General features: G+C 40.8%; 10 protein-coding genes and 1 pseudogene. 7 read left to right on the top strand and 4 right to left on the bottom strand.

Going from position 1 to position 13977, the window contains the following annotated elements; translation table 11 throughout:
• Nucleotides 1-10 precede the first annotated feature (10 nt).
• Both maiA and fahA read right to left on the bottom strand, forming a co-directional pair.
• Nucleotides 11-643 carry a maleylacetoacetate isomerase gene (gene maiA, locus A7P55_RS17105; RefSeq protein WP_171553037.1) on the bottom strand — a complete coding sequence of 211 codons (633 nt, stop codon included), beginning with the start codon at nucleotides 641-643 and terminating at the stop codon, nucleotides 11-13.
• Entirely contained in the window at nucleotides 630-1934 is a 1305-nt protein-coding gene (gene fahA / locus A7P55_RS17100) for a fumarylacetoacetase (protein ID WP_171553036.1), read from the bottom strand. The genes maiA and fahA overlap by 14 nt, the downstream gene beginning before the upstream one ends.
• A gap of 356 nt (nucleotides 1935-2290) precedes the next feature.
• Between fahA and A7P55_RS17095 the strand changes: the two genes are divergently transcribed.
• Together A7P55_RS17095 and A7P55_RS17090 are read left to right on the top strand one after the other, a co-directional pair.
• Nucleotides 2291-3679, top strand: coding sequence for an amino acid permease (locus tag A7P55_RS17095; RefSeq protein ID WP_171553035.1), 1389 nt, complete (start codon nucleotides 2291-2293; stop codon nucleotides 3677-3679).
• Nucleotides 3680-3973: 294 nt separating this feature from the next.
• Complete coding sequence (locus tag A7P55_RS17090; RefSeq protein ID WP_171553034.1) at nucleotides 3974-4894, top strand: LysR substrate-binding domain-containing protein; 921 nt, start codon at nucleotides 3974-3976, stop codon at nucleotides 4892-4894.
• An 84-nt stretch (nucleotides 4895-4978) separates the two neighbouring features.
• Here A7P55_RS17090 and A7P55_RS17085 read toward each other — a convergent pair whose 3' ends face one another.
• Nucleotides 4979-6277 (bottom strand): Xaa-Pro peptidase family protein, encoded by a 1299-nt coding sequence (locus A7P55_RS17085; protein WP_171553033.1) that lies wholly within the window; start codon nucleotides 6275-6277, stop codon nucleotides 4979-4981.
• Nucleotides 6278-6443: 166 nt separating this feature from the next.
• Nucleotides 6444-8108, bottom strand: coding sequence for a BCCT family transporter (locus A7P55_RS17080; RefSeq protein WP_171553032.1), 1665 nt, complete (start codon nucleotides 8106-8108; stop codon nucleotides 6444-6446).
• A 525-nt stretch (nucleotides 8109-8633) separates the two neighbouring features.
• On the opposite strand from A7P55_RS17080, the gene A7P55_RS17075 reads away from it, so the two are divergent.
• The 5 genes and pseudogenes from A7P55_RS17075 (at nucleotide 8634) to A7P55_RS17060 (ending at nucleotide 13970) form a co-directional block, all read left to right on the top strand.
• Nucleotides 8634-9824: an aromatic ring-hydroxylating dioxygenase subunit alpha gene (locus A7P55_RS17075; protein WP_171553031.1), complete on the top strand. Its 1191-nt coding sequence runs from the start codon at nucleotides 8634-8636 to the stop codon at nucleotides 9822-9824.
• A 1-nt stretch (nucleotide 9825) separates the two neighbouring features.
• A complete protein-coding gene (locus A7P55_RS17070) occupies nucleotides 9826-11256 on the top strand; it encodes an aldehyde dehydrogenase family protein (RefSeq protein ID WP_171553030.1) in 1431 nt (476 codons plus the stop codon).
• Nucleotides 11257-11283: 27 nt separating this feature from the next.
• Nucleotides 11284-11445: pseudogene (locus A7P55_RS22670) on the top strand (rubredoxin); the annotation flags it as partial.
• A complete protein-coding gene (locus A7P55_RS17065) occupies nucleotides 11434-12657 on the top strand; it encodes an FAD-dependent oxidoreductase (protein ID WP_252727894.1) in 1224 nt (407 codons plus the stop codon). The pseudogene A7P55_RS22670 and the gene A7P55_RS17065, both read left to right, overlap by 12 nt.
• A complete protein-coding gene (locus tag A7P55_RS17060) occupies nucleotides 12654-13970 on the top strand; it encodes an FAD-dependent oxidoreductase (RefSeq protein ID WP_171553028.1) in 1317 nt (438 codons plus the stop codon). Before A7P55_RS17065 ends, A7P55_RS17060 begins: the two co-directional genes overlap by 4 nt.
• The last annotated feature ends 7 nt before the right edge of the window (nucleotides 13971-13977 follow it).

Genomic DNA, 13977 nt, shown 5'->3' with positions numbered 1-13977 from the left:
CCTTTTATCTCTATTCCCAATCTGGTTGTTGTTCTGGTGTGGCATTCAAGAATGCGGGAAGGGTTAAGCAATGTTGGTAGATCGACTCAATCTTGGGAAAAGCACTTAAATCAATTTTAAAGCGCTTGGCGTTATAGACTTGAGGAATCAAACAACAATCTGCAAAAGTCGGCTGGGAGCCAAAACAGAATTGCCCATTGGATTGCTGTAATTGCATTTCTAAGCTGTGAAAGCCTTCTAAAATCCAATGTCGGTACCAAAGTGTTTTTTGCTCGTTACTGATTGCAAGATCATTTTGTAGGTACTTCAACACTCTCAAGTTATTGATTGGATGAATGTCACAAGCAATGCTTTGTGCAAAGGCACGGACTTTGGCACGTTGCACCAGATCTTTCGGTAGCAGTGCTTTGGCTGGATAGCGTTCTTCCAGATATTCCAAAATGCTGAGCGACTGGGTAAAGGTCTGATCTTGGTCAAGCAGTGTTGGCACCAACTGACTCGGATTCAGTGCACGATAACTTGCCAGTTGCTGCTCATTTTTAACGAGATGCACTGCTTCAGTTTCATAAGGCAGCGCTTTCAGGTTGAGTGCGATCCGTACCCGATAAGCCGCAGAGCTACGAAAGTAACTATACAGTTTCATAGCGCTCGTCCTTTTGTTCATTAAAACGAAAGTGACGTGCCGGTAAAATGGTATTGGCAACTTCACCAAAACCCACGCGAATGCCATCTTTTTCACAGTAGCCTTTCATCACGACACGGTCACCATCTTCCAAGAAGCCACGCTTTTCACCGTTGGAAAGGTTGAGTGGTTTGGTGGTATTCCACGTCAGTTCCAGTAAGCTGCCATAAGAATCTTCGGTTGGGCCTGAAATCGTGCCTGAACCCATTAAATCGCCGACTTGTACATTACAGCCTGCAATGGTGTGGTGGGTTAGTTGCTGTGACATTGACCAATACATATATTTAAAGTTGGTTTGGCAAATCACATTAGCCTGAGAAGATTGTGGCGTTTGCACTTCAACACTGAGGTGAATGTCATAACTATTGGCGGTGTTTTCTTGTAGATAACCCAATGGTTGTGGCTGTTGTTCTGGACCTTTGACTTTAAATGGTTCAAGCGCTTCCATGGTCACCACCCAAGGTGAAATGGCACTGGCAAAGGTTTTGGCGTTGAAAGGGCCTAAAGGGACATATTCCCATTGTTGAATATCACGTGCTGACCAATCATTTAATAACACCATGCCAAAGATATGTTCCCATGCGTTTTCAATGGCAATCGGCTCGCCCAATTCAGTTGCTTTACCCACGACAAAAGCGGTCTCGAGTTCAAAGTCGAGTTTACGGGTTGCCGAGAACATAGGACGTTCTTCATTCGGTAATTTGATTTGGCCAGAAGGGCGCACAATGTCTTTACCGCTGACAATCACAGAACTGGCACGACCGTTATAGCCGACAGGCAATTCGCTCCAGTTCGGCAAGAGTGCATTTTTAGGATCTCTAAACATGGTGCCGACATTAGTGGCGTGTTCTTTTGATGAATAGAAGTCGGTATAGCCAGGAACATGAATCGGTAAATGTAAAACTACATTTTCTTGTTTAAACAACACTTGCTGACGTAAATCTGCATCATCACGTAAGCTTGGATTTTCCGCAGACAATAAGTTTTGCAAAGTGCTGCGAACCTTATGCCAATTTTGTTTGCCTGTTTCGATGAATTTATTCAGTGTTGGCTGATTAAAGCAGTTTGCTGTCGTGAGCTGTAATAAGCCTTTTTGCTCTAATGCGGCAAGGTCAAGCACCCATTCACCAATTGCAACGCCGACGCGTTTTTCAGCTTGTGCGGTCTCGCTAAAAATACCGTATGGCAAATTATGTATTGTGAAATCTGATTGGGCATCAATCTCAAGAAAAGAAGTTAAATGATGGGCCATGATTCGCTTTCCTTGTCTTTAATTCTGTTGGTCTAATCTCTTTGTTTAGGGAGTATTTTGATTAAGTGGTTGAAAGATAAATTGATATTTAAGTTTTTATCTGCCAATTCTAGTTTACTTAGAGCAAAAATCCCTGCGTCTTCATTTCTATCATACTAAAAATAATTAATTACGCAATACATAATTTAATTACATTATTCATAATATTTGTTATTTATTGAATTTTCTGTTTATATGCGCGGTTATTCGAAAAGTGAATTAATTATTTTTCGAATTAGATATAGGCATTTGTGATTAACTTATGATATACGTAATTTTAGACAGAAAAATTACGCGACACGGATGAGAATAATCATATGTCAAAACAGGAGCAAGGAAACCTGAACCCAGGTTTAAGCAATCGGCATATCCAGCTTATTGCGCTAGGTGGTGCGATTGGCACAGGTTTGTTTCTAGGTATCTCACAATCGATTAAGCTGGCTGGCCCATCGGTCATTCTGGGTTATGCGATTGCAGGGCTTATTGCATTTTTAATGATGCGACAGCTAGGTGAAATGGTGGTACAAGAGCCAGTCAGTGGTTCATTTAGCCATTTTGCTTACAAATACTGGGGCTCATTTGCAGGTTTCATGTCAGGTTGGAACTATTGGGTACTCAATGTTCTGGTCTGTATGGCTGAGCTCACAGCGATTGGGTTATATATTCAATATTGGTGGCCTGAAATCCCGACATGGGTTTCGGCATTGGCCTTTTTTATCTTAATTAACGGTATCAACCTGTTGCATGTCAAGTTTTTTGGTGAAATGGAGTTTTGGTTTTCCATCATCAAAATCTTAGCAATCCTGGCCATGATTGGTTTTGGTTCGTATTTACTTGCAACAGGAACGGCAGGGCCACAAGCTGGAATCAGTAACCTTTGGGCATTGGGTGGATTCTTTCCATTTGGTGTAGAAGGTTTGGTCATGGCAATGGCTGTGATTATCTTTGCTTTTGGTGGAATTGAGTTATTTGGTATTACTGCGGCAGAAGCACGTGATCCTGATAAAACTTTGCCGAAAGCAGTGAATCAAATTATTTATCGTATTTTGATTTTCTATATTGCAACGCTTTTCATCTTATTCGCTTTGTTTCCTTGGAACCAAATGGCACAAGGTGGTAGCCCATTCGTAATGGTCTTTGCATCATTAGATAGCCAAGGCGTCGCAACCATGTTGAACTTTGTGATCTTGACTGCGGCTGTATCTGTTTATAACGGAACCAGCTATTGCAGTAGCCGTATGTTATTGGGCTTGGCCCAACAAGGCAATGCACCTAAGTTCCTTAAGAAAATCAATAAACGTGGTATTCCGACCAATGCTGTGTATGTTTCGGCATTCGTCACCGTACTGTGTGTCTTGTTGAACTATGCATTTCCTGAGAAGGCATTTGGTCTGTTGATGATGCTGGTGGTTGCTGCGATTGTGATTAACTGGGTGGTGATTTCATGGACCCATTTGAAGTTCCGTAAAGCCATGCAAGCACAAGGGCTAACGACTAAGTTCCCAAGTATTGCTTATCCATTCAGTAATTATCTATGCATTATTTTTATGCTGAGTATTCTGGTGGTGATGTCATTGACTGCGGATATGCGTATCGCGGTCATGATGATTCCTGCATGGATTCTGTGTTTGATGCTTGCCTATTATTTGAAGCAGCGGAAATTAAGAAATGCTCAACCAAGTGTGGTGCTGAATACAGATGCTTAAGTTGTAAGTTGATAGTTAAAAAGGGCTGAATTTTCAGCCCTTTTTGTTTTTATGATAGGGAAATTATTTTGAATGAGAAAAACTCATACATCTATTCGTTTTTCTCACTTTTTATTGATTGTTATTTATGAGATTTTATCGAAATTAAAATAATGAAATAATTTATTACATCGATAATAAGTTAATTGAGCAACATCACAAGGAAGTCTGTTTGAACATTTAGCTACCTTTACTTGGACAAGGTGGCTAACACAGGTGTTCGACATGGATAGATAGGATAAACAAGGAGCGCCCATGAGAATTAAACCATTACCACCCATGAACAGTTTGATTGTATTTGAGGCGGCAGCACGCCATCTGAGTTTTACTCAGGCAGCAAATGAACTGAATGTGACTCAAGGTGCAATCAGTCGTCAGATTAGGCAACTCGAAGAATATCTAGGGAAGGAGTTATTTGTCCGTGCCAATCGAAATATTGTTTTAACACCGACTGGCTTACAATATTATCAAACCATATACGGTGCTTTACAGGATGTGTCTCAAGCAACCGCCGAAATTAAAAAATGGCAGGGTGAGCATCAGGTGACTGTTGTTACAACCAATGCTATGGCAGCCTTATGGTTATTGCCTAAAGTGGCGAGTTTTCAACAAAATGAAGGCATTGATTTAAGAATTTTAACCACCGAAAAGATTCTTGACCTGCATAAAATGGATTGTGACTTAGCTTTATTTTATTGCAAAGTACCCCCAATCGAGATGAAAGTTACGCCTTTATTCCCTGAAGAAGTTTTTCCTGTCTGTAGTCCTGCTTATCTTGCTCAATTTCAGGACAAAAGCCCTGAAAATATCTTTGGAAAGAGTTTGTTGTCTTTGGATGAATCGCAAAAGGATTGGGTCAATTGGGCTGAATGGTTTGCTTTGGTGGGATATCCGATGTTCAAGCCTAAAAGCAGAGTCAATATTAATAATTATCCACTGCTCATTCAGGCTGCCATTAATGGGCAGGGCGTAGCTTTGGCATGGGGATCTTTGGTCGATGACTATTTAGAAAGTGGGGCATTGGTTCGTCCTGTTGAAACAGTATTACGTACCCAAGCTAATTTCTGTATGTTAGAACCTACCGATCGAGGGGTTATTCCTTCGACAGTCAAACAGTTCCGTCATTGGCTTTTAGAGCAGTTGCCGGGACAAGTTGGGCAAAAAGGTTTGAATTAATTTGTATTCGTTGGAAAGAGAAAAATTAAAAGAGCTGCGGACTAGTAAATATGATGATCTAACTTTACAGCTCTTTTATACAATCTAATTAATCAGCAAACGTGACTCAAAAGGATATAGGGTCAGGATTTCGGGGCCATTTTCGGTAATCAGAACCTGATTCTCAAGTTTAACGCCTGACCCACCTTGCTTATGTCCCACGTAACTTTCAACACACAGAACCATATTCGCCTCTAGAACACCATCATAACCATAACTTTCCCAAGCTTCTTTAAAGTAAATACCAGGTGCTTCATCACATAAGCCTACACCATGATAAAGAAAGGAATAATGGTTATAGTGATTTGGATCATACTGTAAAGCATTGTGCGTAAGTTCTTTAAAGCTTATACCTGTGCGTAATAATTCGGTATTAAACTGAATTTGATCATATGCCATTTGATAAATATTTTTTTGTTCGGCAGTAGGCGCTTTATCTCCACATAACCATGTCCGAGAAGTATCCACACAAATGCCATAAGCACCGATCAGATCGGTATCAAAACCTACGAGGTCACCATTTTGGATAATACGTCCACTACACTCCTGATACCACGGATTGCAGCGTGGGCCTGAGGAGAGCAAACGCGTTTCAATCCATTCGCCACCACGGGCAATATTTTCAGCATGTAAATATGACCATAAGCGCTGTTCTGAAATCCCTGGTTCTAAATGCTCATGCATAATTTTTATTGATGTATCTGTAGCATGGACTGCACAACGCATTGCACTGATTTCGTCTTCACCTTTAATCGCACGTGCAAGTTCCATAATGACTTCACCATTTTGAATACTTAGCCCGAGTTGCTCTAATGCTTTAATACCTTCGTCATTGCACTTATCTATGGCAATTTTTTTATTCCCTTTGCTGAATTGTAAAACCACCTCATATATTTCATTCGCCCATTTTTTTACTTGCTCATCAATTCGAGTTCCAGCACAAAAATAGAACCATGAGATAGAGGGGCGAATGTGTGATACAACCTTGGAATGATCGGCTAAAAAATCACAGTGATCAAACTCCCAGAGAATGACTTCACCTTCAGCAGATATATAGGTATAGCGTCCTGCATTATGTAACAACCAGACTTGCATGTTGGTTGTACCTGTTGCATAACGGATATTAATAGGATCGTATAATAATATGCCTGCTAGCCCATGTAGTTTTAATAATTTACAGATGCGATCTAACCGATACCGATGCATGCGGTCGAGATTAGGCATTGTAAGACCAGCCTGATTCCATTCAGATATTGCTAAGTCACCTGGCCCAATTTGATGCATATTTAAATGTTCTGGATGGCGATTAGTAATGCGGTTTTGGTGAGGTTTTTTATTTTTCATTCAATTTCCTTGAATAATATGCTTAGTAATCGCCAATGAGTGAATCATCTCGATCTGCTATTAAGTTGTTTCTTGGATAAGTCCTTAAAGCGCTATTTTAATTTTTTAAGGAGAATCATTTTTAGAATGCTTCTCCTTGGGATGTCCTCATATCTAACTAAAGAATTTAATCTTTTAGTTCACTTGGTGGATGCTTTGTTACAACCGCAATATTGGCAATGTATTCCTGTTTAAATGCCTTCATTAAGGCAAACATTGAAATGGTGAGAAAAACGATAATTGGAAAGCCAAATAGAATAACAGCGGCTTGAATTGTTTTTAGGCCACCTGCATAGAGTAAACCTAAACTAATTGCGGTAACGAATAGACACCAAATGATTCGAATACGAATAGGTGTATCCTTTTCGGAACGCGTATCCAGAAAACACAGCACATGAGTACCAGCATCTTGAGAAGTAACGAGATAGGTAATCAGTAACAGACAGGTCGCCATACTGAGGATTGATCCGAATAATCCACTATCTATGGCATTAAATAATTCAAATACAGCTAGCGTATTATCTTGCTGAGTTGCTTTTACAATGGGTCCACCCTTAAATTCAACAGCAGCAGGTGAGATTGTTGATGCTTGAGATACCATCGTGTCTGTAGATGGCGCGATTTGATTTTCAATCAATGCGGTTTGTTGTTCAAAACTTTTACGGGCATCTTGTTCAATTTTGAGGGCTGAACCACCAAATACTGCAAACCAAAAGAAAGTCACTAAAGTTGGAACAATCAGCACACCTGAAATGAGTTGGCGAATGGTACGTCCTTTAGAAATTTTGGCAATAAACATCCCTACAAATGGGGCCCATGTTGGCCACCATAACCAGTAGAAAGCGGTCCACCAGTTTTGCCATTCTGAATCTTTTTGGGCATCACTCCATAAACTCATCCCAATAAAGTGCGATGTATAGTTGCCAATGCCTTCGATATATGAATTGGTGATATAGCGTGCAGGGCCGATAAACATCAGAATCAAAATGAGTAGGATGGATAAGATAATATTAACTTCTGAAAGACGGCGCATACCTGTGCCAATACCACGCACAACTGAGAAGGTTGCAATACTCGACAATGAAATCATGAGAATAAATTGAACAGTAACGCTGACTTCTATATCAAAAACTTTATGCAAGCCTGCATTAATCTGTAATACACCGATGGCGAGTGTTTGTGAAATGCCGAAGGTTGTAATAATAATCACAAGTATGTCAACGATATGCCCGATTGGACCATAAATACGATCACCAATGATGGGATGCAAAATTGAACGTAAGGAAAAGGGTAAGCCTTTGCGAAATGAAAAGTAGGCAATGGCTAAAGCGGCTAAACAATAAATCGACCAAGCGTGTAAACCCCAATGAAAATAGGAAATTTGCATTGCCATACTGGCTGCTTCATCGGTTAAGCCTTTGGTAAAAGGGTTGCTTGCATAATGGTTCATCGGTTCGGCGACACCCCAAAACACCAAACCAACTCCCATAGCACAAGAAAATAGCATGGAGATCCATGCAAAATAGCTATATTCAGGTTGATCTGTATCTTTCCCGATTTTGAGTAAGCCGTATCTGCTACACATCACATACAGCAGGAAAAAGCACATTGCTGAAACAGAAGATAAAATAAACCACTTCATATTGTGTAATAAAACACTGGATAAATCGGCGAATATTTTTCCCGCGGAATCTGCGAAAACAGCACAAAATATAACGAATGCAACTACAAATACTTTTGAAATTATTGAAACGACTGAATGAGAATCAGTAGCCCCTGTTGTCGTACGCATAACTCCTCCTTGGATGCGTTGCAAATAACTAAAAACTATTAGCTATCAGATGCGAATAATACAGAGTAGTAATGAGGAGGAAGAACACTCAACTGATTTATTCTCATTCATCAGTGAGTTTTAATCATGGGAGATGATGAGAACTCTTGCATAAGTCATTTTTGAGCTGTATTGAATTCGCAATGAAAGTTCCTTTTCTTTTTTAAATGGATGAGCGTCGTTACGAGCAAGCGGGAGAGAATTTATATGAAGAATCCCCCTCATTCTAATAAGGGAATTTCAACAACAATTTTTTATTAATGATGGATCATTCTTCGATTTTTCAAAGAACTCTATTTTTTAATATTTAAGTTGATCATAAAAAATAAATCTGAAGAGCATGATTAAAACTCATAGATACCTAGCTAAAAAGTCGTTTGTGAGACAACTCGATATTTAACACAATCTCCAAAGAAATAGCAGAGTGTGCAAATCATCTCAGCGCAGGGAGTTCTGCATTCGTTCAAATATAAGGGAGATCATCAGATGAATAGTCGAGTTAGCCAACAATTAATTACGGTTCAGCAAGTTGATAATGTTTTAAATCCAATTACTGAATCTAATGGTATGCCCAATTTAGCTTATACCAGCAATGAATATTTTAATTTCGAACGCGACAATATTATAAGTAAAACATGGGTGTGTGTGGGTTTTGCTTCAGATTTACCCAAAAATAGTTATGTAAAGCCCGTGAATTTTATGGGTATGCCACTGGTCATGATGCGTAACCGTGATGGCTTAGTTCAAGTATTTCATAATGTATGCAGCCATCGTGGCATGCAACTGGTACATGATGAAGGTACGATTGAAGGCGTTATTCGCTGTCCATATCATTCATGGAGTTATGACCTGAATGGTAATTTAAAAGGTACTCCGCATGTCGGTGGAATTGGCCAGCACAAAGATGAACGCTTTAAATGTGAAAAACATGGTTTGAAGGCACTCCGTTCTGCGATCTGGATGGATATGGTCTTCGTTAATATTTCTGGTGATGCCGCATCTTTTGAAGCTCATATTGCACCATTAATGCAGCGTTGGAAGCCTTTCCTAGGTGAAAATGGTTTAGAGCTTATTCGCAGTAGTAATGTGGGTTCACATTTTGAACTACCAGTAAAAAGCAATTGGAAGCTTACCGTTGAAAATTATTGTGAAGCCTATCATTTGCCTTGGGTGCATCCGGCATTAAATACCTATTCTAAGCTTGAAGATCATTACAACATCATGTTCGAAGATCGTTTTGCAGGTCAGGGGAGTTATAAATACAACCTATCAGCGACAGCAGGCACCCATTTACCAAAATTCCCAAGTTGGCCTGAAGATCAACTACGCCATGCAGAATATGTTGCTGTATTTCCAAACGTATTGTTAGGTATTCAAGCTGATCATGCATTTGCCATGATGATTGATCCAATTGCACCAGAACAGACCATAGAAAGGCTCCGTTTATATTACGTCAGCGATGAATCTTTAAATGCCAAATATGATGCATGCCGTGAAGCAACATTGGAATCATGGAAGGTGGTTTTTGCTGAAGATGTTTTTGCTGTCGAAAATATGCAGAAAGGTCGTCATTCTCCAGGCTTTGGTGGAGGTGTTTTTTCACCAGAAATGGATTTACCAACACACTTTTTCCAAAAGTGGTTAGCTACTCAGGCCAAAGCTGCGTTGGAGGCCTAACATGCAACATTATCTGAACTATGTGAATGGTCAGTGGCGAGATGCTGCACGCCAATTTGAGGTGATCAACCCTGCAACAGCTCATGTTTTTGCAACCGTAGCTCGAGCAAGTATCGAAGATGCAGATGCAGCAATGGCTGCGGCTAGAGCTTGTGTAAACAGTGGTGCTTTAACTGATGTACGTCCTGCACAACGTACAACTTGGATGTTAAAAGCAGCAGAAGCAATTCGTGAAATTGCAGAAGAGGGCGCATTAATCCTATGTCGTGAAAACGGTAAAAATGTTGATACGGCACGTGAAGAATTCGATGAAGCAGCTCGTTATTTTGAATACTACGCAGGTATGGCAGATAAAATTGAAGGAATCTCAGTCCCTTTAGGTAAAGATTATATTGATTTCACTTCGTATATTCCAATGGGTGTATCGGTTCAGATCGTACCTTGGAACTTTCCTGTTTCGATCTGTGCACGTTCACTTGCACCAGCTTTAGCAGCTGGTAATGCCGTGGTGATCAAGTCACCCGAAGTTTCGCCGTTAGGAATGGTTTTACTCATCAAAGCCATTGAGCAAGCTGGTTTTCCACAAGGTGCAGTGAACTTACTGTGCGGTAAAGGCTCCGAAGTGGGTACTCATTTGGTTAAACACCAAGAGACCAATCAGATTGTATTCACAGGTTCCGTTGCAACAGGCCAACACATTTTGAAAGATGCGGCTGAACGTGCAACACCTGCTGTAATGGAGTTAGGTGGTAAGTCAGCGGCTATCGCTTTTGCAGATGTTGATTTAGAACAGTTACTGCGTAGTGTTAAAGTCGGAATTTTTTATAACTCAGGGCAAGTCTGCTCAGCAATGTCACGGTTATTAGTACACCGTAGTCGCTATGAAGAAGTTAAAGCAGCGGTCGTTAATCTTGCAGAAAGCCTAACAATAGGAATTGGTGAAAGTAATGCCGAACTTACACCAGTTGTTTCTAAAGATCAGCAGCAACAGATTCTTGCCATGATTGATAAAGCGCGTGAAGAAGGTGCAAAAATCTTAACAGGTGGTAGAGCAGCAGATCTAGACGGCTATTTTGTCTTACCTACGATTATTGAAGCAAAAGATGACATGTCGATTGCTCAGGAAGAAGTGTTTGGTCCAGTCATGGTGATCATGCCTTTTGATGATGAAGACCAAGCAGTTGCAATTGCTAATGGCACGGACTTCGGTCTTGTTGCTGGTGTGTTTGGTGAAAATCTAAATCAAACACTTCGAGTTGCAAATCGTCTTATTGCTGGTCAGGTCTTTATTAACGAATGGTTTGCAGGTGGTATTGAAACACCGTTTGGTGGCGTGGGCTTATCAGGTTTTGGTCGTGAAAAAGGGCAGGAAGCCATCTACAGTTATGTTCAGACTCGTAACATCGGTATTCGTTTGAGACATAGCGTGTAATGTGTAAGAAATAAGGAAATAGACAAGATGAGAAAGTGGTTATGTATTGTCTGTGGCTGGATCTATGATGAAGCGAAAGGCTGGCCTGATGATGGGATAGCACCAGGAACGAAGTGGGAAGATGTTCCTGATGACTGGATGTGTCCAGAATGTCAGGTGGGTAAAGCTGATTTTGAAATGCTCGATATCACAGATGTTGAGGAGGACGAAATCCCTCAAGTAGCAGCTGCATTGATTGAACCCGTGGTGATTATTGGTAGCGGTCATGCGGGTTATCAATTGGCTTCGGCTTTACGTGCCAAATCTGCAGACTTGTCTATTACCGTATTTACTGCTGATGATGGTGCTCTATATAGCAAACCCGCATTATCGAATGCTTTGGCATTAGGTAAAGATGGAGATAGTCTAGTTCGTGAATCTGTTCTGAGCTGGGAACAACGTTTAAATATCCGCGTTTATCCACATACCAAAGTGACTCATATTGATAGGGAAAATAAAAAGCTTCAAACCACAATTGGTAATTATCCTTACGGCAGACTCGTACTTGCTACAGGTGCAACACCAGTTGTCATTCCGATTGATGGCGATTCTACGGCAACTATAAGCGTAAATGACCTCGCGGATTATCGCCGTTTTCGTCAGCAATTATCAGATAAACAACACGTCACAATTCTTGGGGATGGTCTGATTGGTTGTGAGTTCGCAAATGATTTAGCTGCATATGGCATTAAAGTTACGGTTGTAGGGCTTGGCAAATGGGCAATGGAACGTCTTATTCCAGAACCTCTAGGTCATGCATTACAAAATGCGCTAAGTGAGTTAGGCGTAGAGTGGAAATTACAAAATAGTATCCGTTCTATTCAATCAGCTAATGGTCATTACCAATTAACTCTCCAGGATGGTCAATCCGTTGAAACTGATGTGGTATTAAGTGCAGTGGGCCTGAGACCCAATATTGCACTTGCTCAAGCCGCTGGCCTAGAAACAGCACGCGGAATCTGTACGGGACTAGATCACCGCAGTAGCGATCCTACGATTTTTGCTTTGGGAGATTGTGCTGAAGTGAATGGTCAGTGGGCGCCATATATCAATCCAATCACGCAAGCCTTACCTGCTTTGGTGAATAACCTTTTAGGCCAGTCAACTGCTGCGGATCTGAAATCAACACCAGTTTTAGTAAAAACTCCAATTTTGCCGTTATCAGTCTTACCTGCAATGGGGATAGGTGAGTGGAGAGTGGAAAAGCATGACGGAGAGTTTGCTGCTGGTTTCTACAATGAACAAGGCAAGTTAACAGGCTTTGCCTTGCTCGGACGTCAATTACAACACCACCGTACTGAGTGGCTTGAAAAATTAGATTCCTGTTCATCCACAGTTCAAGTTAAAGGAATAACAAAATGATTGCTTTACCAAATGATGATAGTACCTGTGGTTGGTATGCGGCATTGCCTCCAGCGGGTCCTGTTAAAAAGTTAATCGGTCCACAAAAAGCAGACTATGCCATTATTGGAGCGGGTTTTGCTGGATTAGCCGCAGCTCGTAGATTGGCAGAACTCAAGCCGAATGCCCGCATTATTCTAGTGGATGCACAACGTATCGCTGAAGGTGCCTCAGGTCGTAATTCAGGATTTGTGATTGATTTACCGCATAAATTTGCATTATCACATCCGGATCCTTCGCATAAACAAAAATTATTAAGTCTAAACCGATCGGCAATTGCTCAATTACAAGGCTTAGTAGAGCACCATAACATTGATTGCCAATGGTCTGCAGTTGGCAAATACCAAGGTGCAGTAGGTGAAAGAGGTGAAGTTCATCTCAATCATTTTGAACACTTGATGAAAGATTTGGGTGAGCCATACCGTTGGGTCGAAAAAGCTGAGCTGAAAAAAGTATTAGGTTCAGATTTTTACAGTCGTGCAATTTTTACCCCTGGCTCTTACTTAATGCAACCAGCAGCACTAGTAAGAGGTATGGGGGATAATCTACCAGCTAATGTTGAATTATTAGAGCAATCACCAATCCGTGATTTGAAAAGAAATAATAATCAATGGGTATTACAAGGTGATCATGGCCTAATCACCACGCCTAAAATCCTTCTAGCAACAAGTATTTTCACGCGTGAATTTGGTTATCTCAAAAACCGTTTATTACCTGTCATGACCTTTGCAAGTTGGACGAGACCGCTGACTGATCAAGAAATGAAAATTTATTTGGGTGAACTCAATTGGGGATTGACGCCTGCCGACCATGCTGGAACAACATTACGTATGACAGCAGATCGTCGTATCTTGATCCGTAATACTTATAAACATGTACCGAAATACGGTGCCAATGTCAGTGATGATAATCGGCACTGGATACAGGCTGATCATCGTAAAGCCTTTTTAGCACGTTATCCAGAGTTAGCTGATGTGCCATTTACGCATACTTGGGGCGGTGTTTACGCAATTTCTCGTAACTTCACCAATTTCTTTGGTGAATTAGAAGATGGTGTTTATGCCAGTGCTTGTGACAATGGTGTTGGAGCAGCTTGGGGCACAATTTCAGGAACGCTTTTAGCTGATTTGGTTGTAGGTGCAGACTCTCAAGCGCTAAGTGATATTCAATTTGTGACGGGTATGCCCAGTTTAAACCCACCTGAACCATTTTTAGGTCTAGGCGTGAAGACCCGTATTCGATTTGAAAAATGGCGTAGTCGTAGTGAGTTGTGAGGTAAAA

The organism is Acinetobacter sp. Ac_5812, from assembly GCF_013072695.1.
GTDB lineage: Bacteria > Pseudomonadota > Gammaproteobacteria > Pseudomonadales > Moraxellaceae > Acinetobacter.
The sequence above is the reverse complement of the archived record's forward strand: the minus strand, read 5'-3'. Positions and strand labels throughout refer to the sequence as shown.

Coding starts and splice junctions, on each gene's coding strand:
- fahA (WP_171553036.1), bottom strand. CDS start 1,934: ATGGCCCATCATTTAACTTCTTTTCTTGAGATTGATGCCCAATCAGAT.
- A7P55_RS17060 (WP_171553028.1), top strand. CDS start 12,654: ATGATTGCTTTACCAAATGATGATAGTACCTGTGGTTGGTATGCGGCA.
- A7P55_RS17095 (WP_171553035.1), top strand. CDS start 2,291: ATGTCAAAACAGGAGCAAGGAAACCTGAACCCAGGTTTAAGCAATCGG.
- A7P55_RS17090 (WP_171553034.1), top strand. CDS start 3,974: ATGAGAATTAAACCATTACCACCCATGAACAGTTTGATTGTATTTGAG.
- A7P55_RS17075 (WP_171553031.1), top strand. CDS start 8,634: ATGAATAGTCGAGTTAGCCAACAATTAATTACGGTTCAGCAAGTTGAT.
- A7P55_RS17085 (WP_171553033.1), bottom strand. CDS start 6,277: ATGAAAAATAAAAAACCTCACCAAAACCGCATTACTAATCGCCATCCA.
- A7P55_RS17080 (WP_171553032.1), bottom strand. CDS start 8,108: ATGCGTACGACAACAGGGGCTACTGATTCTCATTCAGTCGTTTCAATA.
- A7P55_RS17070 (WP_171553030.1), top strand. CDS start 9,826: ATGCAACATTATCTGAACTATGTGAATGGTCAGTGGCGAGATGCTGCA.
- maiA (WP_171553037.1), bottom strand. CDS start 643: ATGAAACTGTATAGTTACTTTCGTAGCTCTGCGGCTTATCGGGTACGG.
- A7P55_RS17065 (WP_252727894.1), top strand. CDS start 11,434: ATGCTCGATATCACAGATGTTGAGGAGGACGAAATCCCTCAAGTAGCA.